22 protein-coding genes and 1 other RNA gene are annotated in these 25,050 nt (G+C 57.9%); 15 read left to right on the top strand and 8 right to left on the bottom strand.

Going from position 1 to position 25,050, the window contains the following annotated elements; translation table 11 throughout:
• Positions 1–47 precede the first annotated feature (47 nt).
• Positions 48–5,603, bottom strand: a complete 5,556-nt coding sequence (locus K5E40_RS15365) for a M10 family metallopeptidase C-terminal domain-containing protein (RefSeq protein WP_221731526.1) — start codon at positions 5,601–5,603, stop codon at positions 48–50.
• 204 nt (positions 5,604–5,807) lie between these two features.
• Between K5E40_RS15365 and K5E40_RS15360 the strand changes: the two genes are divergently transcribed.
• Positions 5,808–6,452, top strand: a complete 645-nt coding sequence (locus K5E40_RS15360; protein ID WP_221731525.1) for an MBL fold metallo-hydrolase — start codon at positions 5,808–5,810, stop codon at positions 6,450–6,452.
• A gap of 116 nt (positions 6,453–6,568) precedes the next feature.
• Complete coding sequence (locus tag K5E40_RS15355; RefSeq protein ID WP_103306232.1) at positions 6,569–7,303, top strand: OmpA family protein; 735 nt, start codon at positions 6,569–6,571, stop codon at positions 7,301–7,303.
• A 161-nt stretch (positions 7,304–7,464) separates the two neighbouring features.
• On the opposite strand, the gene K5E40_RS15350 is transcribed toward K5E40_RS15355, so the two are convergent.
• A complete protein-coding gene (locus K5E40_RS15350) occupies positions 7,465–7,899 on the bottom strand; it encodes a YhcB family protein (RefSeq protein WP_221731524.1) in 435 nt (144 codons plus the stop codon).
• Positions 7,900–8,043: 144 nt separating this feature from the next.
• Here K5E40_RS15350 and K5E40_RS15345 point away from each other — a divergent pair, with 144 nt between their 5' ends.
• The 3 genes from K5E40_RS15345 to zapE all read left to right on the top strand — a co-directional run bounded on the left by K5E40_RS15345 (position 8,044) and on the right by zapE (position 11,238).
• The gene (locus tag K5E40_RS15345; protein ID WP_221731601.1) at positions 8,044–8,673 is read left to right on the top strand and encodes an alpha/beta hydrolase; all 630 of its coding nucleotides are present in this window, start codon (positions 8,044–8,046) and stop codon (positions 8,671–8,673) included.
• A gap of 24 nt (positions 8,674–8,697) precedes the next feature.
• Positions 8,698–10,053, top strand: coding sequence for a tryptophan--tRNA ligase (locus tag K5E40_RS15340; protein ID WP_221731523.1), 1,356 nt, complete (start codon positions 8,698–8,700; stop codon positions 10,051–10,053).
• A gap of 90 nt (positions 10,054–10,143) precedes the next feature.
• Positions 10,144–11,238, top strand: coding sequence for a cell division protein ZapE (gene zapE / locus K5E40_RS15335; RefSeq protein WP_150652045.1), 1,095 nt, complete (start codon positions 10,144–10,146; stop codon positions 11,236–11,238).
• A 199-nt stretch (positions 11,239–11,437) separates the two neighbouring features.
• On the opposite strand, the gene K5E40_RS15330 is transcribed toward zapE, so the two are convergent.
• Positions 11,438–12,334, bottom strand: coding sequence for a GlxA family transcriptional regulator (locus tag K5E40_RS15330; protein ID WP_221731600.1), 897 nt, complete (start codon positions 12,332–12,334; stop codon positions 11,438–11,440).
• Between the two features lie 245 nt (positions 12,335–12,579).
• On the opposite strand from K5E40_RS15330, the gene K5E40_RS15325 reads away from it, so the two are divergent.
• Entirely contained in the window at positions 12,580–13,716 is a 1,137-nt protein-coding gene (locus K5E40_RS15325) for an acyl-CoA dehydrogenase family protein (protein ID WP_221731522.1), read from the top strand.
• 104 nt (positions 13,717–13,820) lie between these two features.
• Here the strand turns inward: K5E40_RS15325 and K5E40_RS15320 are convergent, their stop codons facing one another.
• Positions 13,821–14,861, bottom strand: coding sequence for an NADP(H)-dependent aldo-keto reductase (locus K5E40_RS15320; protein WP_221731521.1), 1,041 nt, complete (start codon positions 14,859–14,861; stop codon positions 13,821–13,823).
• Between the two features lie 245 nt (positions 14,862–15,106).
• Here K5E40_RS15320 and rplM point away from each other — a divergent pair, with 245 nt between their 5' ends.
• The 7 genes from rplM to K5E40_RS15285 all read left to right on the top strand — a co-directional run bounded on the left by rplM (position 15,107) and on the right by K5E40_RS15285 (position 19,990).
• Positions 15,107–15,535, top strand: a complete 429-nt coding sequence (gene rplM, locus K5E40_RS15315; protein WP_007917032.1) for a 50S ribosomal protein L13 — start codon at positions 15,107–15,109, stop codon at positions 15,533–15,535.
• 14 nt (positions 15,536–15,549) lie between these two features.
• On the top strand, positions 15,550–15,942 hold the full coding sequence (gene rpsI / locus K5E40_RS15310) for a 30S ribosomal protein S9 (protein ID WP_221731520.1): 393 nt from the start codon (positions 15,550–15,552) through the stop codon (positions 15,940–15,942).
• 269 nt (positions 15,943–16,211) lie between these two features.
• Complete coding sequence (petA, locus tag K5E40_RS15305; protein ID WP_221731519.1) at positions 16,212–16,805, top strand: ubiquinol-cytochrome c reductase iron-sulfur subunit; 594 nt, start codon at positions 16,212–16,214, stop codon at positions 16,803–16,805.
• Positions 16,805–18,016, top strand: coding sequence for a cytochrome bc complex cytochrome b subunit (locus K5E40_RS15300; protein ID WP_221731518.1), 1,212 nt, complete (start codon positions 16,805–16,807; stop codon positions 18,014–18,016). Before petA ends, K5E40_RS15300 begins: the two co-directional genes overlap by 1 nt.
• Positions 18,016–18,795: a cytochrome c1 gene (locus K5E40_RS15295; RefSeq protein ID WP_221731517.1), complete on the top strand. Its 780-nt coding sequence runs from the start codon at positions 18,016–18,018 to the stop codon at positions 18,793–18,795. The genes K5E40_RS15300 and K5E40_RS15295 overlap by 1 nt, the downstream gene beginning before the upstream one ends.
• 147 nt (positions 18,796–18,942) lie before the next feature.
• Entirely contained in the window at positions 18,943–19,560 is a 618-nt protein-coding gene (locus K5E40_RS15290; RefSeq protein WP_090286143.1) for a glutathione S-transferase N-terminal domain-containing protein, read from the top strand.
• A 16-nt stretch (positions 19,561–19,576) separates the two neighbouring features.
• Positions 19,577–19,990, top strand: a complete 414-nt coding sequence (locus tag K5E40_RS15285; protein WP_221731516.1) for a ClpXP protease specificity-enhancing factor — start codon at positions 19,577–19,579, stop codon at positions 19,988–19,990.
• A gap of 50 nt (positions 19,991–20,040) precedes the next feature.
• Here K5E40_RS15285 and K5E40_RS15280 read toward each other — a convergent pair whose 3' ends face one another.
• From K5E40_RS15280 to K5E40_RS15265, 4 genes are all read right to left on the bottom strand, one after another.
• Positions 20,041–20,619: a BON domain-containing protein gene (locus K5E40_RS15280; protein ID WP_166221262.1), complete on the bottom strand. Its 579-nt coding sequence runs from the start codon at positions 20,617–20,619 to the stop codon at positions 20,041–20,043.
• Entirely contained in the window at positions 20,616–21,209 is a 594-nt protein-coding gene (locus tag K5E40_RS15275; RefSeq protein WP_008082788.1) for a phosphoheptose isomerase, read from the bottom strand. Before K5E40_RS15275 ends, K5E40_RS15280 begins: the two co-directional genes overlap by 4 nt.
• A 101-nt stretch (positions 21,210–21,310) precedes the next feature.
• Entirely contained in the window at positions 21,311–21,673 is a 363-nt protein-coding gene (locus tag K5E40_RS15270) for a YraN family protein (protein WP_221731515.1), read from the bottom strand.
• Positions 21,673–23,484, bottom strand: coding sequence for a penicillin-binding protein activator (locus K5E40_RS15265; protein ID WP_221731514.1), 1,812 nt, complete (start codon positions 23,482–23,484; stop codon positions 21,673–21,675). Before K5E40_RS15265 ends, K5E40_RS15270 begins: the two co-directional genes overlap by 1 nt.
• Positions 23,485–23,661: 177 nt before the next feature.
• Here K5E40_RS15265 and rsmI point away from each other — a divergent pair, with 177 nt between their 5' ends.
• Both rsmI and rnpB read left to right on the top strand, forming a co-directional pair.
• Entirely contained in the window at positions 23,662–24,567 is a 906-nt protein-coding gene (rsmI, locus tag K5E40_RS15260; RefSeq protein WP_221731513.1) for a 16S rRNA (cytidine(1402)-2'-O)-methyltransferase, read from the top strand.
• Positions 24,568–24,640: 73 nt separating this feature from the next.
• Positions 24,641–24,994, top strand: an RNA gene (rnpB, locus tag K5E40_RS15255) — RNase P RNA component class A.
• The last annotated feature ends 56 nt before the right edge of the window (positions 24,995–25,050 follow it).

Here is a 25,050-nt window from a genome sequence, read left to right as displayed (position 1 = left end):
GGTGTGTGGTTTTCTCAGGCCAAATTCAACGGCAGGCCCTCAACGCTTCAGGCCACCAGGTCGTTGGCGCTGAAACTGTTCACGCCTACCAGTTGGATCTCGAAATCCGCGCCAGCGTTGCCGCTGACGTTGCCCGACAGCACGTGGTCAATGAAACGGATTTGACCGGCGCCGGTGAAGTCATTGGCACCGATGAAGGTGAATCCGTCGACTCCGGCGCTCAGCAGGTTGGCATCGAAGTGGGTCAGATCGATCTTGTCACCTTGCAGGCTGCTGAAGTCGGTGATGACGTCACGATTTGCACCAATGCCCATTTCGTTGACGGCGCTGAACACAAAGGTGTCGGCACCGCCGCGACCGGTCAGTACGTCCGCACCGGCACCGCCGTTGAGTACGTTGGCCTGAGCGTTACCGATCAAGGTGTTGTTCAGGCTGTTACCTTGAAGCGTAAATTCACCCGCGCCGGCAAGGGTAACGTTTTCGACATTCTGCAAATTGCTGATGCCAAGATCGACAACGCTGGTTTGCTCGGTCGCCTGATACAGCAGCACCAATGTATCGTTGCCTTCAGCAGCATTTTCCTGGATCAGAGTGAGCTCCGCGGCCTGATCAAGGGCGTAGGCATCGTTGCCCTTCCCGCCGATCATGGTGTCGATCCCGCCACCGCCGTTGAGTTCGTTGTTGGCATCGTTGCCGATCAACACGTTGTTCAGGGAATTGCCGATGGCGTAGATGTTGCCGGTTCCGGTCAGTGTCAGATTTTCCAGATTGGCGCCCAGCGTCCAGTTGACCGAGGATTTGACCGTGTCTATTTCGTTGGGCAGGGTGCTGGTTTCATTGATGACGTCGTTGACGTTGTCGACGATGTAGGTGTCATTGCCCGTCCCCCCAGCCATCACATCAGCGCCCAGACCGCCGTCGAGGATGTTGTTTCCGCTGTTACCGATGATGCGGTTGTTCAGCGCGTTACCGGTGCCATTGAGGTCTGCGCTGCCGAGCAGGTTCAGCCACTCGACGTTGGCGCCGAGGGTGTAATCGATCATCGAATTAACCGCGTCGATTTGCGTCGGCGTGGCATCGCGTTCGATGACGATATCGCCAACGTTGTCGACGAAATAGCTGTCGTTGCCTGCACCGCCGTCCAGTGTGTCGGCGCCAGCCCCGCCATTGAGGTTGTTGTCCAGGGCGTTGCCGACCAGCAGGTTGTCCTGGTCGTTGCCGGTGAGGCTGATGGCATTGCCGATCAGCCGGCCTTCTTCGATGTTCGCGCTCAAGGTGTAGTTAACGTAACTCAGCACCGTGTCATAACCTTCGCCGGCCACTTCGATGACCACGTCCGCCGCGTTGTCCACCGCGTAGGCATCATTGCCCTTGCCGCCGATCAGGGTGTCGATCCCGGCGCCGCCGTTGAGCTCGTTATTGCCATCGTTGCCGATCAGCACGTTGTTCAAGGCATTGCCGACGGCGTAGGTGTTGGCCGTCCCCGTCAGCGTGAGGTTTTCCAGGTTGGCGCCCAACCGCCAGCTGACCGAGGATTTGACCGTGTCGATTTCGTCGGCCAGGGTGCTGGTTTCATTGATGACATCGTTGACGTTGTCGACGATGTAGGTGTCATTGCCCGTCCCCCCAGCCATCACATCAGCGCCCAGACCGCCGTCGAGGATGTTGTTTCCGCTGTTACCGATAAGGCGGTTGTTCAGCGCGTTACCGGTGCCATTGATGTCTGCGCTGCCGAGCAGGTTCAGCCACTCGACGTTGGCGCCGAGGGTGTAATCGATCGTCGAGTTTACCGCGTCGATTTGCGTCGGCGTGGCATCGCGTTCGATGACGATATCGCCAACGTTGTCGACGAAATAGCTGTCGTTGCCTGCACCGCCGTCCAGTGTGTCGGCGCCAGCCCCGCCATTGAGGTTGTTGTCCAGGGCGTTGCCGATCAGCACGTTGTCCAGGTCATTGCCGGTGAGGCTGATGGCATTGCCGATCAGCCGGCCTTCTTCGATATTGGCGCTCAAGGTGTAGTTAACATAACTGAGCACCGTGTCGTAACCTTCGCCGGCCACTTCGATGACCACATCGCCAGCGTTGTCGACCGCGTAGGAGTCATTGCCCTTGCCGCCGATCAATGTGTCAATGCCGGCGCCGCCATTGAGCTCGTTGTTGCCATCGTTGCCGATGAGCACGTTGTTCAAAGCGTTACCGGCGGCGTAGATGTCACTGGTGCCGGTCAGTGTCAGGTTTTCCAGATTGGCACCGAGTCGCCAGTTGACCGACGAGATGACGGTGTCTATTTCGTTGGCCAGGGTGCTGGTTTCATTGATCACGTCGTTGACGTTGTCGACGATGTAGGTGTCATTGCCCGTACCGCCGGCCATGGTGTCGGCGCCGAGGCCGCCGTCCAGAATGTTGTTCCCGCTGTTGCCGGTAATGCGGTTGTTCAGCGCATTACCGGTGCCGTTGAGGTCAGCGCTGCCAAGCAGGTTCAGCCACTCGACGTTGGTGCCGAGGGTGTAATCGATCGTCGAGTTCACGGCGTCGATTTGCGTTGGTGAGGCATCGCGTTCGATGACGACATCACCAACGTTGTCGACGAAATAGCTGTCGTTGCCTGCACCGCCGTCCAGGGTATCGGCACCGGCTCCGCCATTGAGGTTGTTGTTCATGGCGTTACCGACCAGCACGTTATCCAGGCCGTTGCCCGTCAGGCTGATGGCACTGCCGGTCAACTGGCCATCCTCGACATTGGTGGTGAGGGTGTAGTTGACACTGCTCTGGATCTTGTCGTGACCCTCGTTCGCCGCCACGACGACGTTATCGCTGACATCATCGACATAGTAAACGTCATCGCCCACGCCCCCGATCATGCGGTCGGCACCCACACCACCATCGATCGAGTCATTGCCGGCACCGCCGAACAGGGTGTTGGCCAAGGCATTACCGATCAGCACGTTGTCCAGATCGTTGCCACTGAGGCTGATGGCGTTGCCGATCAACCGGCCTTCCTCGATGTTGTCGCCCAGGCTGTAGTTAACGTAACTCAGTACCGTATCGTAACCTTCGCCAGCCGCTTCGATGACCACATCGCCAGCGTTGTCGACGGCGTAGGAGTCATTGCCCTTGCCGCCGATCAGGGTGTCAATTCCGGCGCCGCCGTTGAGCTCGTTGTTGCCATCGTTGCCGATCAACACGTTGTTCAAAGCATTGCCGGCGGCGTAGATGTCGGCGGTCCCTGTCAGCGTCAGGTTTTCCAGGTTGGCGCCCAGTCGCCAGTTGACCGAGGAGATGACCGTATCAATTTCGCTTGCAAGGGTGCTGGTCTCGTTGATGACGTCGTTGATGTTGTCGACCATGTAGGTGTCGTTGCCCGTACCACCGATCATGGTGTCGGCGCCAAGACCACCGTCCAGGATGTTATTCCCGCTGTTACCGGTGATGCGGTTGTTCAGAGCGTTGCCGGTGCCATTGAGGTCGGCGCTGCCGAGCAGGTTCAGCCACTCGACGTTAGCGCCGAGGGTGTAATCGATCGTCGAGTTTACCGCGTCGATTTGCGTCGGCGTGGCATCGCGTTCGATGACGACATCGCCAATGTTGTCGACGAAATAGCTGTCGTTGCCTGCACCACCGTCGAGGGTATCGGCACCGGCCCCACCATTGAGGTTGTTGTTCATGGCGTTGCCGATCAGCACGTTGTCCAGGTCGTTGCCGGTGAGGCTGATGGCATTGCCGCTCAACTGGCCATCCTCGACATTGGCGGTCAGGGTGTAGTTGACACTGCTCTGGACCTTGTCGTGACCTTCGCCCGCGGCTTCAACGACGGTGTCACCGACATCATCGACAGAGTAAACATCATCACCCAGGCCACCGATCATGCGGTCGGCGCCTACACCGCCGTTGAGTACGTCGTTGCCCGCCCCGCCGGACAGGGTGTTGGCCAAGGCGTTGCCGACAAGCACATTGTCCAGATCGTTGCCGCTCAGGCTGATGGCATTGCCGATCAACCGACCTTCCTCGATGTTGTCGCCCAGGCTGTAGTTAACGTAACTCAGTACCGTATCGTAACCTTCGCCGGCGGCTTCGATGACGACATCGCCAGCGTTGTCCACGGCGTAGGAGTCATCGCCCTTCCCGCCGATCAGGGTGTCGATCCCGGCGCCGCCGTTGAGCTCGTTGTTGCCGTCGTTGCCGATCAGCACGTTGTTCAAGGCATTGCCTGCGGCGTAATTATTGGCCGTCCCTGTCAGCGTAAGGTTTTCCAGGTTGGCGCCGAGTCGCCAGCTGACCGAGGAGATGACCGTATCAATTTCGCTGGCCGCGGTGCTGGTTTCGTTGATGGCGTCGTTGACGTTGTCGACGATGTAGGTGTCATTGCCCGCACCGCCGGCCATCACGTCGGCGCCGAGACCGCCGTCCAGGATGTTACTGCCGCTGTTACCAAGGATACGGTTGTTCAGCGCGTTGCCGGTGCCATTGACGTCGGCGGTGCCGATCAGGTTCAGCCACTCGACATTGGCGCCAAGGGTGTAGCTGATCAGTGAATTGACGGCATCGATCTGCGTCGGCGACGCATCCTGTTCGATCACGACGTCGCCGACGTTGTCGACGTAGTAGGCGTCATTACCGGCTCCGCCACTCATGGTGTCAGCACCTTCCAGGCCCACTAGGGTATTGTCCAGTGCGTTGCCGATCAGTGTGTCGTCAAAGTTCGAGCCGTAAGCATTTTCGATATCGGTGCCATACGCAATGGCCAGGCCGCTGTTGAACAAATTGCCATTGGGGTCCAGAAACGCTTTGCCGATGGTGCTGAACTGGCCTGGGTTGAGGTCGATGCTGACGCCCGAAAGCTGGTTGCTGGCATCAATCGTGTCACTGCCGCCGCCATCCCAGATGGTCTCGAACACCGACTGGGAGGGCGCCCACTTGTAAATGGTGTTCTCGGCGTGCCATAGAGTATTGGCCCCATACAAGCTCTGGATCGCCAGAATATCCAGCAACATCGGCGTGGTCGGCTGATAGGAATACGAGTCGTTGTAGCTCATGACGGTGTAGCGCACGTCATCCAGCGCAGGATTAAGCAGTGTGCTGTTATCCGGGGTGGTATCGAACGGGTGTTTGAGACCCAGAGCGTGGCCGATCTCGTGCACGAACGTCAGATAGTCGAAGGAGCCTTTGGCCGGGTTCGGGTCATCGGTCGATGGGCCAATCCAGACATCACCAGCCACTGGCGTCTCGTCCGGAAAATATGCCCAGGCGGCGTATTTGCTGTCCATGCCCATGTAACCACCGAAACGCAGATCGCCCACATTCGCGGCTGTTTCGGATACCAGCGAAAACTGCACGTTGGCCACAGCGCTCCAGCCATTTAACGCGTTGTAGACGGCGACTTGCTGAGCGGTGGATAAGGAGAAACCGTTTAAGTATTCGTTGGAAGGGCTGTAGTCTCGGGCGAAAAACGAACCGGTGTCGACGAAACTGTAGGTCAGTTTGACCGGCATGCCTCGCTCGTCCCAACGCCCCGTCCAATGATCATCTGCCAGCAATGCGTCGACGGCCTTGTTGCCGGTCATTTGAGTCCACGTTGTAAACGAATAGCGGAGAGGGCTTGGCATGAGACGTTCCTGGATGAGGTCTGCGGCCCTTCCTGAATGCGGCCGCTACAAAAAAGAAGGCGATTTTGCACCAGAATTTATACATTTGACATCATTGGGCCACTACTTTCTGATTAGTGGCGCCAATTTAATGACCTGGCGATCTATATCGGCGCGTGCAGTAGAATCCTGAGCGAAGCCCACTGCCGTTTGTCCAGGATCATCATGACCGTGCCAAGCCTCGCGCTCATCCGCGAAACCTTCCCTGTTGGCCCTTTGCAGTGCAACTGCACCATCATCGGCGACCCGATCAGCAAAAAGGCCATCGTCGTCGACCCGGGCGGCAATCCTGACCTGATCATGGCGCGCCTCGATGCCCACGGTCTGAAGGTGGTCAGCATCATCCACACCCACGCGCATCTCGATCACTTCCTCGCCTCCGGGCAGATGAAGGAGAAAACCGGCGCGACCCTGCATCTGCACAAGGAAGACCAGTTCCTGTGGGACAACCTGGAGATGCAATGCCAGATGTTCGGCGTGCCTTACACCCCGGTACCCTCACCGGATCGCTGGCTGAGTGACGATGAAGAACTCGCCTGTGGCTGCGGTGTGGCGTTGCACACGCCGGGTCATACACCCGGTTCCATGAGCTTTTGGTTCTCCGAGGCTAAGCTGTTAATTGCCGGTGACACGTTGTTTCGTCGCGGCGTAGGGCGCACGGATTTGTGGGGCGGCGATCAGGCGACCATCGTGCGATCGATCAAGCAGCGGCTTTACACACTGGATGAAGACGCGACGGTCGTTACCGGGCATGGTCCGGATACGCGTCTGGGTGATGAAATGCGTGAAAATCCTTTCGTGCGGGCGTAAATAATTTGTAATGGGTGTGCGGCGGAATTTTTACGCATAGTCATGATCAAACGCCCGCAGAGGTTCATTGCCAAACGGCCGCTGCACCATAGAATGCAGAAACGTAGGAGCTCTTCATGTTCACCAAGCGTCGTTTGATTATTGTCGCCACGGCCGTGGCCTTGCTGTCCGGCTGTGCTTCGCCTAACCCCTATGACAATCAGGGCCAGGCCGACGGTGGCTCCCAAGGCATGAGCAAAACCGCCAAGTATGGTGGTCTCGGGGCACTTGCCGGTGCATTGGCCGGTGCCGCTATCGACCACAACAATCGTGGCAAGGGCGCCTTGATCGGTGCAGCGGTAGTGGGGGCTTCGGCGGCCGGTTACGGTTACTACGCTGACAAGCAGGAAGCGAAACTACGCGCCAGCATGGCCAACACTGGCGTTGAGGTGCAGCGTCAGGGCGATCAGATCAAGCTGATCATGCCGGGCAACATCACGTTCGCGACCGATTCGGCGAACATCGCGTCCAGCTTCTACCAACCGCTGAACAATCTGGCCAACTCGCTGAAAGAGTTCAACCAGAACCAGATCGAAATCGTCGGCTACACCGACAGCACCGGCAGCCGCCAGCACAACATGGACCTGTCCCAGCGTCGTGCGCAGAGCGTGGCGACCTATCTGACCTCGCAAGGTGTCAGCGGTGCCAACCTGTCTGCCCGTGGCGCCGGTCCGGATAACCCGATTGCCAGCAACGGCGACGTCAATGGCCGCGCGCAGAACCGTCGTGTTGAAGTCAACCTGAAGGCGATCCCGGGTCAGCAGTATGGTGGTCAGCAGCAACAGCCGGGTACGGTTCAGCAGTATCCATAAGTGAAGGCTTGAGTGAAGCAATGCCCGGTCCTGGTGATCGGGCATTTTTTGTCTGGCCTGCTCGCGATGGCGATCAAATCGGCACCACAGAACCATCAGATACAAAAAAGCCCCCGGACAACAGCGTTGTCCGGGGGCTTTTTGTTTGCAGCGAAGGCTGATTATTTCTTCAGGCCATATTGCTCATCGAGCATGCCCGGCGAGTTCGGGGTCTTCGGTGCGTAGTCGCGTGGAGGCTCCTGATCGCGCGGTGGCGTCAGGCGTTCGCGCGGTGCCTGCGCAGCGTCAGCGTGCAGGGCGGCGATCAGGCGCTGGCGGGTCTGCTCGTCCAGGGCCAGACGATTGGCGCCCTCGGCGAGATGATCCTGCACTTCCTGATAGCTCTGGGTCAGCTTCTTCACCAGCATCGCGGTGCTGTTGAAGTGGGTGACCACCTCGTTTTGATAACTGTCGAAACGCTCCTGGATATCATCCAGTTGACGCTGCGTACGGCTCGGCGCGGCGTTCGGCGCAACGCGCGCGATCAGGAATCCAATGGCGACACCCACAACCAGGGCAAGAGTCGGTAACAACCAAACTAAGAGCGAGTGTTCCACGAGTCCTTCCTCTATAAACGGCTTTGCTTTACGTTAACGGCTCGAACCTGCGCTGTATACCGCGATTCACTCGCAATAGATTGGCACAGACAATTTGCTAGACGAGTCGACCCGACTCGAGGTCACGGAGTTCCTTCCTTGCTGATGCGTGAAACCCCCGTAGTGATTGATGGCCCAATCGGCCAACTTGAGTCTCTGTATCTGGATAACGAGCAGCCGCGCGGTATCGCGCTGATCTGCCATCCTAACCCGGTGCAGGGCGGCACCATGCTCAATAAGGTCGTCTCGACCCTGCAGCGCACCGCGCGCGACGCCGGGCTGATCACCCTGCGCTTCAACTATCGCGGCGTCGGCGCCAGCGAAGGCGCGCACGACATGGGCACCGGTGAAGTCGACGACGCCCAGGCTGTCGCGGCGTGGCTACGGGAAAAGCACCCGGATCTGCCGCTGACCCTGTTCGGTTTCTCCTTCGGCGGATTTGTTGCAGCAAGTCTCGGCGGGCGTCTTGAAGCGCAGGGCGAGCAACTCAAGCACCTGTTCATGGTCGCGCCGGCGGTGATGCGTCTGGGCGATCAGGATCAACTGCCCCAGCAGGGCGAGTTGACCGTGATCCAGCCGGAAACCGACGAAGTGATCGATCCGCAACTGGTTTACGACTGGTCCGACAAACTCCAGCGCCCCCATGAGCTGCTGAAAGTGGCAGAATGCGGACACTTTTTTCATGGCAAGTTGACCGATCTCAAGGATCTGATCCTGCCGCGTCTCTCGAATTGATTGCAGTCTGACAAGCGATTACCCATGACGAACCGTACCCGCATCCTCACCGGCATCACCACCACCGGCACGCCGCACCTGGGCAACTACGCCGGCGCCATCCGCCCGGCAATCCTTGCCAGTCGCGACAGCAATGCCGATTCGTTCTACTTCCTGGCCGACTACCACGCCCTGATCAAATGCGATGACCCGCTGCGCATCCAGCGCTCGCGTCTGGAAATCGCCGCGACCTGGCTGGCCGGTGGCCTCGATGTCGACCGCGTGACCTTCTACCGCCAGTCCGACATCCCGGAAATCCCCGAGCTGACCTGGCTGCTGACCTGCGTTGCCGCCAAGGGCCTGCTTAACCGCGCCCATGCCTACAAGGCTTCGGTGGACAAGAACGTTGAAACCGGTGAAGACCCGGATGCCGGTATCACCATGGGCCTTTACAGCTATCCGGTGCTCATGGCAGCAGACATCCTGATGTTCAACGCGCACAAGGTGCCGGTCGGTCGCGACCAGATCCAGCACGTAGAAATGGCTCGTGACATTGGTCAGCGATTCAACCATTTGTTTGGTCAGGGCAAAGAGTTTTTCACCATGCCCGAAGCGCTGATCGAGGAAAGCGTGGCAACGTTGCCAGGCCTCGACGGGCGCAAGATGTCGAAGAGCTACGACAACACCATCCCGTTGTTCTCCAGCGCCAAAGAGATGAAGGACGCGATCTCGCGGATCGTCACCGACTCCCGTGCGCCGGGCGAGGCGAAAGATCCGGACAACTCGCACCTGTTCACCCTCTTCCAGGCGTTCTCCACCCCGGCGCAGTCCGAAGAATTCCGCAGCGAACTGCTCGGTGGTCTGGGTTGGGGCGAGGCGAAGAATCGTCTGTTCCAGTTGCTCGACAACGAACTGGGCGAGTCCCGCGAGCGTTATCACCAACTGATCGAGCGTCCGGCGGATCTCGAAGACATCCTGCAGATCGGCGCGAAAAAGGCCCGTGCCGTGGCCACGCCGTTCCTCAACGAACTGCGTGAGGCCGTCGGCCTGCGTTCGTTCGTCAATCAGGTTCAAGTCGCAGCGACCACCAAGAAAAAAGCGGCGAAAGCCGCACGATTCGTCAGCTTCCGTGAAGACGACGGCAGCTTCCGTTTCCGTCTGCTGGCCGCCGATGGTGAGCAACTGCTGCTGTCGCGCAACTTCGCCGATGGCAAAACCGCAGGGCAGGTGACCAAGCAACTGCAATCTGGCCAGCCTCTGGATGTGCGCAGCGAAGACCTGAACTTCAGCGTGTGGCTGGAAGGCGAGTGCGTTGGCGACAGCCCTGCATTCGCTGACAGTGCAGCGCGGGATGCGGCTATCGAGGCCCTGCGCATCGCTTTGACACCTGTTCAGGAATAATCAGCGGCTCGGCCCGACTAAGGGCTGATTGCCATTCCCACGGGCCGTCGCTACAGTGACGGCCCGTTTTTGTTGCCTTGCTAACGAATTATGACGCCCCTAGAACGATACCAAGCTGATCTGAAACGCCCGGACTTCTTCCATGACGCCGCGCAGGAAACTGCTGTGCGTCATTTGCAGCGCCTGTACGAGGATCTGATCGCCGCCGATCAGAACAAGCCGGGGCTGCTGAGCAAACTGTTTGGCAAAAAGGATCAGACGCCGGTCAAGGGTCTGTACTTCTGGGGCGGCGTGGGTCGCGGCAAGACTTACCTGGTCGACACTTTCTTCGAAGCGCTGCCGTTCAAGGAAAAGACCCGCACTCACTTCCACCGTTTCATGAAGCGTGTGCATGAAGAGATGAAGACCCTCGGCGGTGAGAAAAACCCGCTGACCATCATAGCCAAGCGTTTTTCGACTGAATCGCGGGTCATCTGCTTCGATGAGTTCTTTGTCTCCGATATCACTGACGCCATGATCCTCGGCACGCTGATGGAAGAGCTGTTCAAGAATGGCGTGACCCTGGTCGCGACTTCAAACATCGTCCCGGACGGCCTGTACAAGGACGGTCTGCAACGTGCGCGCTTCTTGCCAGCCATCGCGCTGATCAAGCAAAACACCGAGATCGTCAACGTCGACAGCGGCGTCGACTATCGTCTGCGTCACCTCGAACAAGCGGAACTGTTCCACTATCCGCTCGACGAAGCCGCTCACGAAAGCCTGCGCAAAAGCTTCAAGGCACTGACGCCGGAATGCACCGCTGCGGTCGAGAACGATGTGTTGATCATCGAAAATCGTGAAATTCGCGCGTTGCGTACCTGTGACGACGTGGCCTGGTTCGACTTCCGCGAACTGTGCGACGGCCCGCGTAGCCAGAACGATTACATCGAACTGGGCAAGATCTTCCATGCCGTGCTGCTCAGCGGTGTCGAGCAGATGAGCGTCACCACCGATGACATCGCTCGACGTTTCATCAACATGGTCGACGAGTTCTACGACCGCAACGTGAAGCTGATCATTTCTGCCGAAGTCGAGTTGAAAGACTTGTACACCGGCGGACGCCTGAATTTCGAGTTCCAGCGCACGCTGAGCCGTCTTCTGGAAATGCAATCCCACGAATTCCTGTCCCGGGCGCACAAGCCTTGAACAGCTTCGGCAATTAAAAAAGGGCCTGCCAATGCAGGCCCTTTTTATTTGCGCTGAAGACTTCTCGGACTCACAGCAATCCCCCTGTGGGAGCGGGCTTTCTCGCGAAAGCGGTGTGTCATTCAACAGCGATGTCGGCTGATGCGCCGCCTTCGCGAGCAAGCCCGCTCACACAGCGGATCTCTGTATGCTTCGGGGGTTAGGCAGCCTGCTGAAACTGCTGCCGATACTGGTTCGGCGACAGCTCGGTGTGCTGGCGGAATAACCGCGCAAAGAAGCTCGCATCGTCATAGCCGACTTCATAACTGATGGTCTTGATGCTCTTGCGGCTGCCCGACAGTAAACCCTTGGCCGTTTCGATGCGCAGCCGTTGCAGGTAATGCAGCGGTTTGTCACCGGTGGCGGTCTGGAAGCGGCGCATGAAGTTGCGGATGCTCATGCCGTGTTCGCGGGCCACGTCTTCGAAGCGGAACTTGTCGGCGAAGTGTTCTTCGAGCCAGTGTTGAATTTGCAGAATGATCACGTCCTGATGCAGCTTTTGCCCGCCGAAACCGATGCGCCCTGGCGAGTAGTTACGCTGCACCTCGTAAAGAATGTCGCGGGCCACAGCTTGCGCCACGTTGGCGCCACAGAAGCGCTCGATCAGATAGATGTAGAGATCGCAGGCCGACGTGGTGCCGCCAGCGCAATAGAGATTGTCGGCGTCAGTCAGGTGCTTGTCCTGATTGAGGTGAACCTGCGGGAAGCGTTCGGCAAAGGCGTTGAAGAAGCGCCAGTAAGTGGTTGCTTCCTTGCCATTAAGCAGCCCCGCCTCGGCCAGCCAGAACACGCCTGTGGCCTCGGCGCATAGCACGGCGCCGCGAGCGTGTTGTTCGCGCAACCAAGGCAGGATTTGTGGGTAACGGCTGCACAGCGTATCGAAATCGTCCCAGAACGCCGGGAGGATGATGATATCGGTGTTTTCGAGACCGCCATCCACCGGCATGACTACATTGCTAAAGCTTTTCACCGGTTGGCCATCAGGGCTGACCAGGCGCGTTTCAAACGCCGGTGTCAGGCCGTGGCCCAATTGTTTGCCGTAGCGCAGGCTGGCCACATGGAAAAAATCCTTGGCTTGCATGAGGGTGAAGGCGAAAACCTGGTCGATCGCCAGGATGCTGACGCGCCGTAAGGGCGTGGAGACTTGCTTAGACATAATTCAACTTTTGTTTTTATAAGGGAAAGTGGTCACCAGACGGCTGGATCGTCTTATTTTTTGTCGGATGTGTCCAGTGTCCTGTGTCGGAGGGGAGGCTTAGTCTCTGAAGGGTGTATCCCTCCAATAACAAAGAAAGGTGCCGCATGATTCCCAGAACCTTGTTCAGCTCCGAGCACGAATTGTTCCGCGACAGCGTACGAACATTCCTCGAAAAAGAGGCGGTGCCGTTTCATGCGCAGTGGGAGAAACAGGGCTATATCGACCGCAAACTGTGGAACAAGGCAGGGGAGGCTGGGATGCTCTGCTCGCATCTACCTGAGGAATACGGCGGGCTGGGGGCGGACTTTCTTTACAGCACCGTGGTGATCGAAGAAGTCGGTAGGTTGGGCCTGACCGGGATCGGTTTTTCACTGCATTCGGACATCGTCGCGCCGTATATCCTGCATTACGGCAGCGAAGCGCTGAAGCACAAGTACCTGCCGAAACTGGTGTCGGGTGAGATGGTCACGGCTATCGCTATGACTGAGCCGGGCGCCGGTTCCGACCTGCAAGGGGTCAAGACCACGGCCGTGCTCGACGGTGACGAGTATGTGATCAACGGCTCCAAGACATTCATCACCAATGGCTTTCTTGCCGATCTGGTTATCGTTGTCGCCAAGACCGATCCGAAGGCCGGCGCCAAAGGCACCAGCCTGTTTCTGGTCGAGGCGAACACGCCAGGTTTCGACAAGGGCAAGCGCCTGGAGAAGGTCGGAATGAAGGCGCAGGACACGTCGCAATTGTTCTTTCAGGACGTGCGTGTGCCGAAAGAAAACCTGCTGGGTCAGGCCGGCGCAGGGTTTGCTTATCTGATGCAGGAACTACCGCAGGAACGTCTGACCGTGGCGATCGGTGGCCTGGCCTCAGCTGAAGCTGCGCTGCAATGGACGCTCGATTACACCCGTGATCGCAAGGCGTTCGGCAAGGCGATTGCCGACTTCCAGAACACTCGATTCAAACTGGCGGAAATGGCCACGGAGATTCAGATCGGACGGGTGTTTGTCGATAAGTGTCTGGAGCTGCATCTGCAAGGCAAACTCGACGTGCCGACGGCAGCGATGGCCAAGTACTGGGGCACGGACCTGCAATGCAAGGTACTCGACGAGTGCGTGCAGTTGCATGGCGGTTACGGCTTCATGTGGGAATACCCGGTGGCCCGGGCGTGGGCGGATGCGCGCGTGCAGCGGATTTATGCCGGCACCAATGAAATCATGAAGGAGATCATTGCGCGGTCGCTTTGAACTTAGGGTGACTTGGCGGGCCTCTTCGCGAGCAAGCGCGCTCCCACAGGTAAGGGGATCACTTGTGGGAGCGCGCTTGCTCGCGAAGGCGGTTTATCTACCGATCACGGTGCAGGGTTGGGGTGATCCTTATGAATCGCCTCAATCCCCTCCAGCACGTCATCCGAAAGCTTCAGATCAAAACTGGCAATGTTGCTGTCCAGTTGCTCAAGCGTCGTCGCACCAATGATGTTGCTGGTGACGAATGGTTGCTGGGTCACGAACGCCAAAGCCATCTGCGCCGGGTCCAGACCGTGTTCACGGGCTAGCGCCACATAACGGGTGCACGCGGCCTCCGATTGCGCGTTGAAATAGCGGCTGAAGCGGCTGTAAAGGCTCAGACGGCCTTTCGGCGGACGTGCACCACCTTCGTACTTGCCCGACAAAAAGCCGAACGCCAGCGGCGAATAGGCGAGCAAGCCGCACTGTTCGCGGATGGCGATTTCCGCCAGGCCTACTTCAAAGCTGCGGTTGAGCAGGTTGTAGGGATTCTGGATCGACACCGCGCGCGGCCAGCCACGGGCTTCGGCCAGCGCCAGGAAACGCATGGTGCCCCAGGGCGTTTCGTTGGACAGGCCGATGTGGCGAATTTTGCCAGCCTTTACCTGTTCGTCGAGTGCTTCGAGGGTGTCCTCCAGAGGTGTCAGGTTGGCTTCGATCTTGTGTTTGTAGCCCAGTTGTCCGAAAAAGTTGGTGCTGCGCTCTGGCCAGTGCAATTGATACAAATCGATGTAATCGGTCTGGAGGCGCTTGAGGCTAGCGTCCACCGCTGCGGTGATGTGCTGACGGTTGTGGCGCAGGTTTTTGTCGCGGATATAGTCGATGGTGTTGCCCGGGCCTGCGATTTTGCTGGCGAGGATCCAGTCGGCACGATCGCCGCGACTTTTGAAGTAATTGCCGATGTAACGCTCGGTGGTGGCGTAGGTGTCGGCTTTCGGCGGCACCGGGTACATCTCGGCGGTGTCAATGAAATTGATCCCGGCTTCCTTGGCCCGTTCGATCTGGGCGAAGGCTTCAGCTTCAGTGTTTTGCTCGCCCCAGGTCATGGTGCCGAGGCAGATTGCACTCACGTTCAGGTCGGTACGGCCTAGCTGGCGATAGTCCATCGGGTGCTCCTTGGGCAAAACAATCATAAAAGCAGGTTGAAATATTTTTCGCAATCTGCATAATTGCCGACCTCTTTCTGCAGTGGAAGTGATGCGCCGCCGCCGAAGAATCTTGCCGTTGAACGGACGCGCCGACCCGAGCCCCCGAAAGCGTCTGTATCCGGCTGCCTTTGACTTGTCAAAGTACGCACTATTCAGTAAGATCCGCCGTCTAATTTACAGGGCGGCCCCTGAGGCTATAAAGAATGAAAACTTTTACTGCTAAACCGGAAACAGTAAAGCGCGACTGGTTTGTCGTCGACGCTGCTGGTCAGACCCTGGGTCGTCTGGCCACCGAAATCGCGAGCCGTCTGCGTGGCAAGCACAAGCCTGAGTACACTCCTCACGTTGACACCGGCGACTACATCGTCGTAATCAACGCTGAGCAGATTCGTGTTACCGGTGCTAAAACCACTGACAAAATGTACTACTCCCACTCCGGTTTCCCGGGCGGCATCAAGTCGATCAACTTTGAAAAGCTGATCGCCAAAGCCCCTGAGCGCGTGATCGAGACCGCGGTTAAAGGCATGCTGCCTAAAAACCCACTGGGTCGCGACATGTACCGTAAGCTGAAAGTCTATGCGGGCGCTGCACACCCACATACTGCTCAGCAGCCCCAAGAACTGAAGTTTTAACGGAATAGTACATTATGTCGGCGACTCAAAATTACGGCACTGGCCGTCGCAAGACCGCAACCGCACGCGTTTTCCTGCGTCCGGGTACTGGTCAAATTTCCATCAACAACCGTTCGCTGGAAAACTTCTTCGGTCGCGAAACTGCCCGCATGGTAGTTCGTCAGCCGCTGGAGCTGACTGAGACTGTCGAGAAGTTCGACATCTACGTCACCGTGATCGGCGGTGGTGTAAGTGGTCAAGCTGGCGCAATCCGCCACGGTATCACTCGCGCTCTGATGGACTACGACGAAACCCTGCGTGGCGCTCTGCGCAAAGCTGGCTTCGTTACTCGCGACGCCCGTGAAGTTGAACGTAAGAAAGTTGGTCTGCGTAAAGCGCGTAAGCGTCCGCAGTACTCGAAGCGTTAATTCCGCTTCCACGTTCAAAAAGAACGCCCGATTCCTCGCGGAACCGGGCGTTTTTTTATGCCTGCGATTTATCAAAGAATTGCGCTGTGACAACTTGCCACATTCGTAGACCCCCTATACTACAAGGCTTGAGGGTGAGAGCTCCGGGTAATTCCCTTGTCAGAACTGGGGCTTTTCATTACCATCTCGGCAAAATTTTTATAAGTAACATTGATTTATTTAGTAGATGCCTGATTTAACAGGCCACAAAGCTGATGGGAGAGGACTGAATGAGCAATGACGGCGTGAATGCAGGCCGGCGTCGCTTCTTGGTAGCAGCCACATCCGTGGTGGGTGCTGCAGGAGCGGTGGGGGCTGCGGTCCCGTTCGTGGGGTCATGGTTTCCCAGTGCCAAGGCGAAAGCCGCTGGTGCACCGGTGAAAGTGAATGTCAGCAAAATCGAGCCAGGACAGCAGATGATTGCTGAATGGCGCGGTCAGCCGGTGTTCATTGTCCGCCGTACCGAGGAAATCCTGGGGAATCTTAAAAAGATCGAGGGGCAGCTCTCCGATCCGACCTCCAAAAACTCCACGCAACCCACCTATGTCGACCCGGAAGTACGTTCCATCAAGCCGCAAATCCTGCTGGTGATCGGGATCTGTACGCACCTGGGTTGCTCGCCGACCTTCCGTCCCGAAGTGGCGCCTGCGGATCTGGGCAAAGATTGGGTAGGCGGTTATTTCTGCCCTTGCCATGGTTCCCGTTACGACCTGGCTGGCCGCGTCTACAAGTCGCAACCTGCGCCTTTGAATCTGCCAGTTCCCCCGCATTCCTATGAGACTGATGACCTGATTGTCATTGGCATCGATACGGAGAAAGCGTGATGAGCAAGTTCATGGATTGGGTTGATGCGCGCTTCCCCGCCACCAAGATGTGGGAAGACCATCTCAGCAAGTATTACGCGCCAAAAAACTTCAACTTCTTCTATTTCTTCGGCTCCTTGGCGCTGCTGGTTCTGGTTAACCAGATCGTCACCGGTGTCTGGCTGACGATGAGCTACACCCCGTCGGCAGAAGAAGCGTTCGCTTCCGTCGAATACATCATGCGTGACGTCGAGTACGGCTCGATCCTGCGTTTGCTGCACTCCACAGGTGCTTCGGCGTTCTTCATCGTGGTCTATCTGCACATGTTCCGAGGCTTGCTCTACGGTTCGTATCAGAAGCCGCGTGAGCTGGTCTGGGTGTTCGGCATGCTGATCTACCTGGCGCTGATGGCTGAAGCCTTCATGGGGTATCTGCTGCCATGGGGCCAGATGTCCTATTGGGGTGCCCAGGTGATCATCTCGTTGTTCGGCGCGATTCCAGTCATCGGTAACGACCTGACGCAATGGATTCGTGGTGACTACCTGATCTCCGGGATCACCCTGAACCGTTTCTTTGCCTTGCACGTTGTGGCCCTGCCGATCGTGATTCTCGGTCTGGTGGTGCTGCACATCCTGGCGCTGCACGAAGTCGGTTCGAACAACCCTGACGGCGTCGATATCAAGAAGCATAAAGACGAAAACGGTATCCCGCTGGATGGCATTGCGTTCCACCCGTACTACACCGTGAAAGATATTGTCGGCGTGGTCGTGTTCCTGTTCATCTTCTGCACGATCGTGTTCTTTTTCCCGGAAATGGGTGGTTATTTCCTCGAGAAGCCGAACTTTGAAGTGGCTAACGCCTTCAAGACGCCTGAACACATTGCTCCGGTCTGGTACTTCACGCCTTTTTACGCGATTTTGCGGGCGATTCCGGACAAGCTTATGGGCGTGATCGCGATGGGTGCTTCTATCGCTTTGCTGTTTGTCCTGCCTTGGCTTGACCGAAGTCCGGTCAAGTCGATGCGCTATAAGGGCTGGTTGAGCAAAATCTGGCTTCTGGTTTTCTGTGTCTGTTTTGTGCTGCTTGGCTGGACTGGCGTGAAAGCCCCGACACCGACTCTGACGTTGCTGTCGCAGGTCTGCACCTTCCTGTATTTCGCCTACTTCATTCTGATGCCGTTCTACACCCGGCTCGAGAAGACCAAACCGGTTCCGGAAAGGGTGACTGGCTGATGAAAAAATTATTCGCTGCACTGATTCTTGTTGCTTTGCCTGTGTTGTCTTTCGCCGCCGAGCACGGTCCTGAGCTGGAAAACGTCGACATCGACGTTTCCGATAAAGCAGCCCTGCAAGATGGCGCGCGCACGTTCGCCAACTATTGCATGGGTTGCCACAGTGCCAAGTTCCAGCGTTACGAGCGGGTCGCCGATGACCTCGGTATTCCCCACGATGTGATGCTGGAGAAACTGGTATTCACGGGTGCCAAGATTGGCGATCACATGAGCATCGGCATGCAGCCCGCTGATGCCAAGACCTGGTTCGGCGCTGCGCCACCGGATCTGACTTTGGTCGCTCGCGTTCGGGGTACTGACTGGCTCTACGGTTATCTGAAGTCGTTCTATGAAGATCCTGCGCGTCCATGGGGCGTGAACAACAAGGTCTTCCCGAACGTCGGTATGCCTAACGTGCTGGTCGGCCTGCAAGGTCGTCAGGTCGTGGGCTGCAAGCAGGTGCAGATCGTCGAAGACGGCAAGAAGCAATATGATCCGTTGACCGGTACGCCTTTGACTCATGAAGCGTGCGATCAACTGACCATCGTGCCGAAGTCGGGTGCTCTGAATGAAGAGCAGTTCGATGAGAAGGTCAAGAATCTGGTAACCTTCCTGGCTTACTCGGCTAACCCGGTTAAGCTGCAACATCAGCGCATCGGTACTTACGTTTTGCTCTACTTGGCGTTCTTCTTTGTGTTCGCCTACCTGCTCAAGCGTGAATACTGGAAAGACGTGCACTGATAACGCTTCAAGCATTGCTGTTAATCGCGCGCGCCCAAGGGCGTCTCCGATAGCGCAACGTCTGGCCTGCCAGGTGTTGCGGGAGGCGCCCTCTGGGCGCGCGCGTTTTTCCGGTTCCGACAATTTCAACAAGCGAGGAGGATCGCCATGGGCGTGACCAATCGGTTGGCCTGTTACTCCGACCCCGCCGACCACTATTCCCACCGAGTGCGCATCGTACTTGCAGAGAAGGGTGTCAGCGCCGAGATCATTTATGTGGAAGCTGGTCGTCAGCCGCCTAAACTGATTGAGGTGAACCCTTACGGAAGTCTGCCCACGCTGGTCGATCGTGACCTGGCGTTGTGGGAGTCGACCGTGGTGATGGAATATCTGGATGAGCGTTACCCGCACCCGCCGTTGATGCCGGTTTATCCGGTGGCGCGTGCCAACAGCCGTCTGCTGATTCACCGTATTCAGCGTGACTGGTGTGGTCTGGTGGATCTGATCCTGGATCCGAAAGCCAAGGAAGCCGCGCGAGTCGTGGCGCGTAAGGAATTGCGTGAAAGCCTGACAGGCGTGTCGCCGCTGTTCGCTGACAAGCCGTTTTTCCTCAGCGAGGAACAAAGTCTGGTGGATTGCTGCCTATTGCCAATACTCTGGCGTTTGCCGATTCTGGGTATTGAACTGCCGCGGCCAGCCAAGCCGCTGCTTGATTATATGGAGCGCCAGTTTGCGCGTGAGGCTTTCCAGGCGAGTCTGTCTGGCGTCGAACGCGATATGCGCTAAGGCTTAAGGAGCCGCTATGAACTCCAGTCGACCTTATCTGGTCCGCGCGCTCTACGAGTGGATTGTTGATAACGATTGCACCCCGCACATGCTGGTCAATTCCGAATACCCAGCGGTGCAGGTACCGCAGGGTTTCGCCAGTGACGGGCAGATTGTCCTGAACATCTCGCCGAGTGCTGTGCGCCATCTGCACATGGATAACGACGTGGTGACCTTCGAGGGTCGCTTCGGTGGTGTGCCGCACAGTCTGTATGTGCCGATCAGTGCGATTCTGGGCATCTACGCCCGGGAGAACGGGCAGGGCATGGTGTTCGACCTCGAATCGCCGACGGATGACGAAGGCGATATCGAGCCGGAGGACGACCTGCCGCCACCGGACAGCGAGCCACCGCGCCCAAGCGGTCGGCCAAGTCTGAAAGTGGTGAAATAAAAAAAGGCGATCCGCAAGGATCGCCTTTTTTATTACCTGCAGTGCAGGTGTCAGTCGATGTACTCGAACAGTTTCACGATCTTCTGCACGCCGGAGACGCCTTGCACCAGGTTGGTGGCCTGAGTGGCTTCCTGTTTGGTCAGCAGGCCCAGCAGGTAGACGATGCCGTTCTCGGTCACGACTTTGATGCGCGAGCCAGGAATGCTGGCGTCGGTGAGCATCTGGGTCTTGATCTTGGTGGTCAGCCACGCGTCGTTCTGACGGGCCAGCAGGGAGGAGGGTTGCAGCACTTGCAGTTCGTTGTGCACCTTCTTCACGCGCTGCACGTTGGCGGCGGCTTGCTCGGCCTTGGCCTTGAGGTCTTCGCGTGGAGTCTGGCCGGCCAGCAGCACGACGCCGTTGAAGCTGGTGACGACGATGTGCGAATCGTTATCCAGTGCCGGGTCGGCCTTGGCTACGTTCACGCCCACTTTGGTTTCGATCAGCGAGTCGTCGATCTTGCTGCCGAAGGTGCGGGTGCCGCGGTCGTCTTCAATCGGCGCTTCACGGCTGGCATTCACCACTGAGGTGCAGCCGCTGATGCCGAGGCATAGAGTCAAGGCCAGAAGGCCAAGGCGATTAGGGGTCATTCTTCACTCCCGAACAGTTGGCTGTCGATCAGATCGCAAAGGCAATGGATCGCCAGCAAGTGGACTTCTTGAATGCGTGCAGTGACATTGGCCGGTACGCGAATCTCTACGTCCTCGGGCAACAGCAGCGACGCCATGCCGCCGCCGTCGCGTCCGGTCAAAGCTACGACAATCATTTCGCGATCATGTGCGGCCTGGATCGCTTGAATAATGTTCGCCGAGTTACCGCTCGTCGAAATCGCCAGCAGTACATCGCCTGGTTGACCGAGCGCACGGATCTGCTTGGAGAACACTTCGTTGTAGCTGTAGTCGTTGGCGATCGAGGTGATCGTCGAGGTGTCGGTGGTCAGGGCTATGGCTGGCAGGCTCGGGCGCTCGCGCTCGAAGCGGTTAAGCAGTTCCGAGGAAAAGTGCTGGGCGTCGCCCGCGGAGCCGCCATTGCCGCACGAAAGCATTTTGCCTTCGTTGAGAAGGGCATTGACCATGATCTGGCTGGCTTGCTCGATGTGCGGTGCAAGTACGTCCATCGCCTGTTGCTTGGTGTCGATACTGGCCTGGAAAAGCTGGCGAATTCGGGATTGCATGTCCATCTGTGTGACCTTAAGTAGCGCGGCTGTTCGGCACATGAATGTGCAGCCCGCAAAGCAAAGAGCAAAATGTGTCGGGTGAAAATTGGGTCGGGTGCAGGTGATCAACTGTCGAAAGCATTCTGCAACCAGTTCAGCTGACCCGGATGGCTGTCGATGGCCACCACGTCGAAGCGGCAGGGAGAGTTGGCCCAACGCGACTCGCGCTGAAGAAAATACTGCGCAGCGAAAATCAGTTTCTGCTGCTTGCGCTCATCGATGCTAGCGAGCGCTCCACCCCATTGAGTGTTTTTTCTGTAGCGAACTTCAACGAATACTACTGTATCGCCATCAAGCATGACCAGATCAAGCTCGCCGCGTTTACATAACCAGTTCTGCGCCAGCAGGCGCAGACCTTGATTCTGTAGATGATCGAGCGCTTGGCGCTCGGCATCTTTACCGCTTTGCGAGCGTGACCTGTCGGGCATCAGCGCGGGGTATCCGGCAGACGTTGGACCTGACCATTGACGAACTGCGCCCAAGGCAACTGACGCACAACGCGTTGAGTCTGGGTCATGCCAAGGCTGCCCGACTGGCCTTCGATGCGGCTGTCCGGCAGGGCTTTGAGTTGGCCCAGGCGCGGTGCCAGACGGTAAGCGTCAACGCCCATGGCGTACAGACGCCCCAGGCTGCCGGCCGCTTGCGGCCACTGCGCTGTGACTTGTTGGCGCAGCGGATCACTGGTTTCCAGCAGCCATGGGGTTTCGCAGAAGCGAATGCCGTTCATGTCGTTGTACTGGTTCACATCGCCGCTGGCGCTGTACACATGGGAGGTCGCATAGACTGGAACGTCACCAGCGTACTGGAAGTTCAGGGTCGGCTTGATCTGCTGTGCCTGTTGTGGTGTCGAGGCGAGGAAGATGAATTCGATGTCCTGACTGCGCGACGGCTGTGCGGCTACGTTGGTGCCGGCAGCATTTTGCAGGCTCTTGGCGCGCGCTTCGCTCTGACGCAGTCGGAACATATCAGCGATCTGCTGAGCCAGTTGCACAGGTTGATCAATGTGCTCGATGGCGACAACGCTGCCGCCATTGGCTTGCCAATCCTGGCTGAATGCGCGCATTACGCGGTCGCCCCATTCACCTTTCGGCACCATGATTGCGGCGCGGTGCAGGCCGTCGGCGCGGGCGCGGCGAGACACTTCGCGGGCTTCGTCTTCAGCAGCCAGACCAAACTGGAACAGCTGCGCCGGACCTTGATCGCCTTCGCTGTAGTTCAGCGCCAGGGTGGTAATCGGCAGTTGTGGGCGAGTGCTCAGTTGTTTGACCAGGGGTTTCTCCAGCGGTCCGACCACCAGTTGCACGCCATCGGCTTGAGCCTTGCGGTAGAACTCATCCATCGAGGTCAGTTTCGTGCTGTCGTAGAACTCGATGGCTGGCGGCTTCTGCCCGGCCTGTTGAGCCTGATAGTGCGCAGCCATGAAGCCTTCGCGTAGCGCTTTGCCGACAGCAGCCAATTGGCCATCTTGTGGCAGCAGCAGAGCGATTTTGCTCAGGGGCTGGCTGGTCAGCTCCTTGAGTTTGGCCAGTGGCAATGGCAGCTTGATGGCGGCCGGATGCTTTGGATTTTGCGCGCGCCAAGTGTCGATGGCGGCTTGCTGTTGTTCCAGAGTGCCGGCGGTTTTTACGGCCAGCGCCAGTCCCATCCAGCCGCCGAGATCGTCGGTGGTGTTGGGTTGCAGTTGATCGGTCGGCAGCGAGGCAATCAGGGTCCAGATGGCTTCGTGGTTCTTGCTGGCGGCTTCACCTTGCAGCATCGGGGCGATAAAAACGCGCTCGCGGGCAGCTGCGAGCGTCTGGCCATCGGCTTCCAGGGCGCGGGCGTGCACGGTGCCGGTGCGTATCTGCTGATCTTCCGGCATTTCACCCAAATGTTGCAGGCTCGGATGGCTCAGAGCGGTCAGCGCCGCTTTTGGCTGATTGCGCGTCATGGCCAGTTCCGCTGCCAGGGTGCTGGCGAAAATCTGCTGGCCTGGCTTGAGTTGCTCCAGTGGCACTTGTTGCAGGATCTGCGCGGACTGTCCGGCATTGCCCTGGCGATAAGCCAGATCTGCCGCGCTCAGGCGCAACAGGGCAGCTTTTTCCGGGGTTTTAGCTTGGGTAGCCTGTTCGAGCATTTGCTCGATGCTGGCATCCGGAGTCCGTGGAAGTTCGCCAAGGCTGGAGGAAGGGGAGCTGGCGCAAGCCGCCAACAAGGCAGCGAGGCAAAGGGCAGTGAACAGCCGCAGGCAAGCGATCATGTAAGTGTTCCTGATACTCGATCAAATTAGCGTGGAATTGTACCCAAGCGCTGGCCGGGGCGCGATGTTACTGGCATGAATCAGTCAATTTAGCTGAAGGAAATGTTGCAGCGGCGCACAGTTACGCACAAAACCCAAGGAGGCCTGAACGCATCGCGAGCCTCGTGACGCGTTACAATGCCGGCTTTTACCGATCATGAGGTGTGCGCTTTGACTGCTCCAGGTCCTTTGAATTCCGCTGCTGGCTCGCTTTATGTGGTGGCGACGCCCATCGGCAACCTGGACGACATCAGCGCCCGGGCACTGAAAATTCTCCGTGAAGTGGCACTGATCGCGGCGGAAGACACGCGTCACTCGCAACGATTGATGCAGCACTTTGGTATTTCCACACCGCTGGCCGCCTGTCACGAACATAACGAACGGGATGAAGGTCGCCGCTTTATTACCCGTTTGCTGGCGGGTGACAACGTGGCGTTGATCTCTGATGCAGGAACGCCGCTGATTTCCGATCCGGGGTATCACTTGGTGCGTCAGGCGCGGGCCGCGGGGATCAGCGTGGTGCCAGTGCCAGGCGCCTGTGCGCTCATTGCTGCGCTGTCGGCGGCGGGGCTGCCGTCTGACCGGTTCATCTTCGAAGGTTTTCTGCCGGCCAAGTCAGTCGGGCGCAAGGCGCGACTCGAAGCCGTTAAGGAAGAGCCGCGCACGTTGATTTTCTATGAGGCGCCGCACCGTATCCTTGAATGTTTGCAGGACATGGAGGCGGTTTTCGGTGGCGAGCGTCAGGCGTTGCTGGCCCGTGAAATAACCAAGACGTTCGAAACGCTTAAAGGTTTGCCGTTGGCTGAGCTGCGCGCATTTGTGGAGTCCGACAGCAATCAGCAGCGCGGCGAGTGTGTGGTGTTGGTGGCAGGCTGGACCGCGCCGGAGTCCGAAGACGCTGTCAGCAGCGAGGCGATGCGCATTCTTGATTTGTTGCTCGAAGAGATGCCGCTCAAGCGTGCTGCGGCGCTTGCAGCGCAAATCACCGGTGAGCGTAAAAACGTGTTGTATCAAGTCGCGCTGGATAAACAGAAGGGTGAGTAACCCATCGCGCGAAGCGGGTTTGCGGCTATTAAGGCTTGTTCTTCGGTCGCTCTGCCGTTAACCTTCGCGGCGGAGAGTCGATCGGACAGTCGCTGCCCTCTATGAAAATTAGGGGGGGGAGGAAAGTCCGGGCTCCATAGGGCGAAGTGCCAGGTAATGCCTGGGAGGCGTGAGCCTACGGAAAGTGCCACAGAAAATAACCGCCTAAGTGCTTCGGCACCGGTAAGGGTGAAAAGGTGCGGTAAGAGCGCACCGCGCGTCTGGCAACAGTTCGTGGCTAGGTAAACCCCACTTGGAGCAAGACCAAATAGGGTCCCAAGGCGTGGCCCGCGCTGGGACCGGGTAGGTTGCTAAAGATGTCCAGTGATGGCCATCGTAGACGAATGACTGTTCAAGACAGAACCCGGCTTACAGATCGACTCTCCACCTTTTTCTTTCCCTGCTTGAATCAATGGCATCAGGGCTGTGTATTATCAGCAGGCC

Source organism: Pseudomonas baetica (assembly GCF_019733355.1).
GTDB classification, from domain to species: domain Bacteria; phylum Pseudomonadota; class Gammaproteobacteria; order Pseudomonadales; family Pseudomonadaceae; genus Aquipseudomonas; species Aquipseudomonas baetica_A.
The sequence above is the reverse complement of the archived record's forward strand: the minus strand, read 5'-3'. Positions and strand labels throughout refer to the sequence as shown.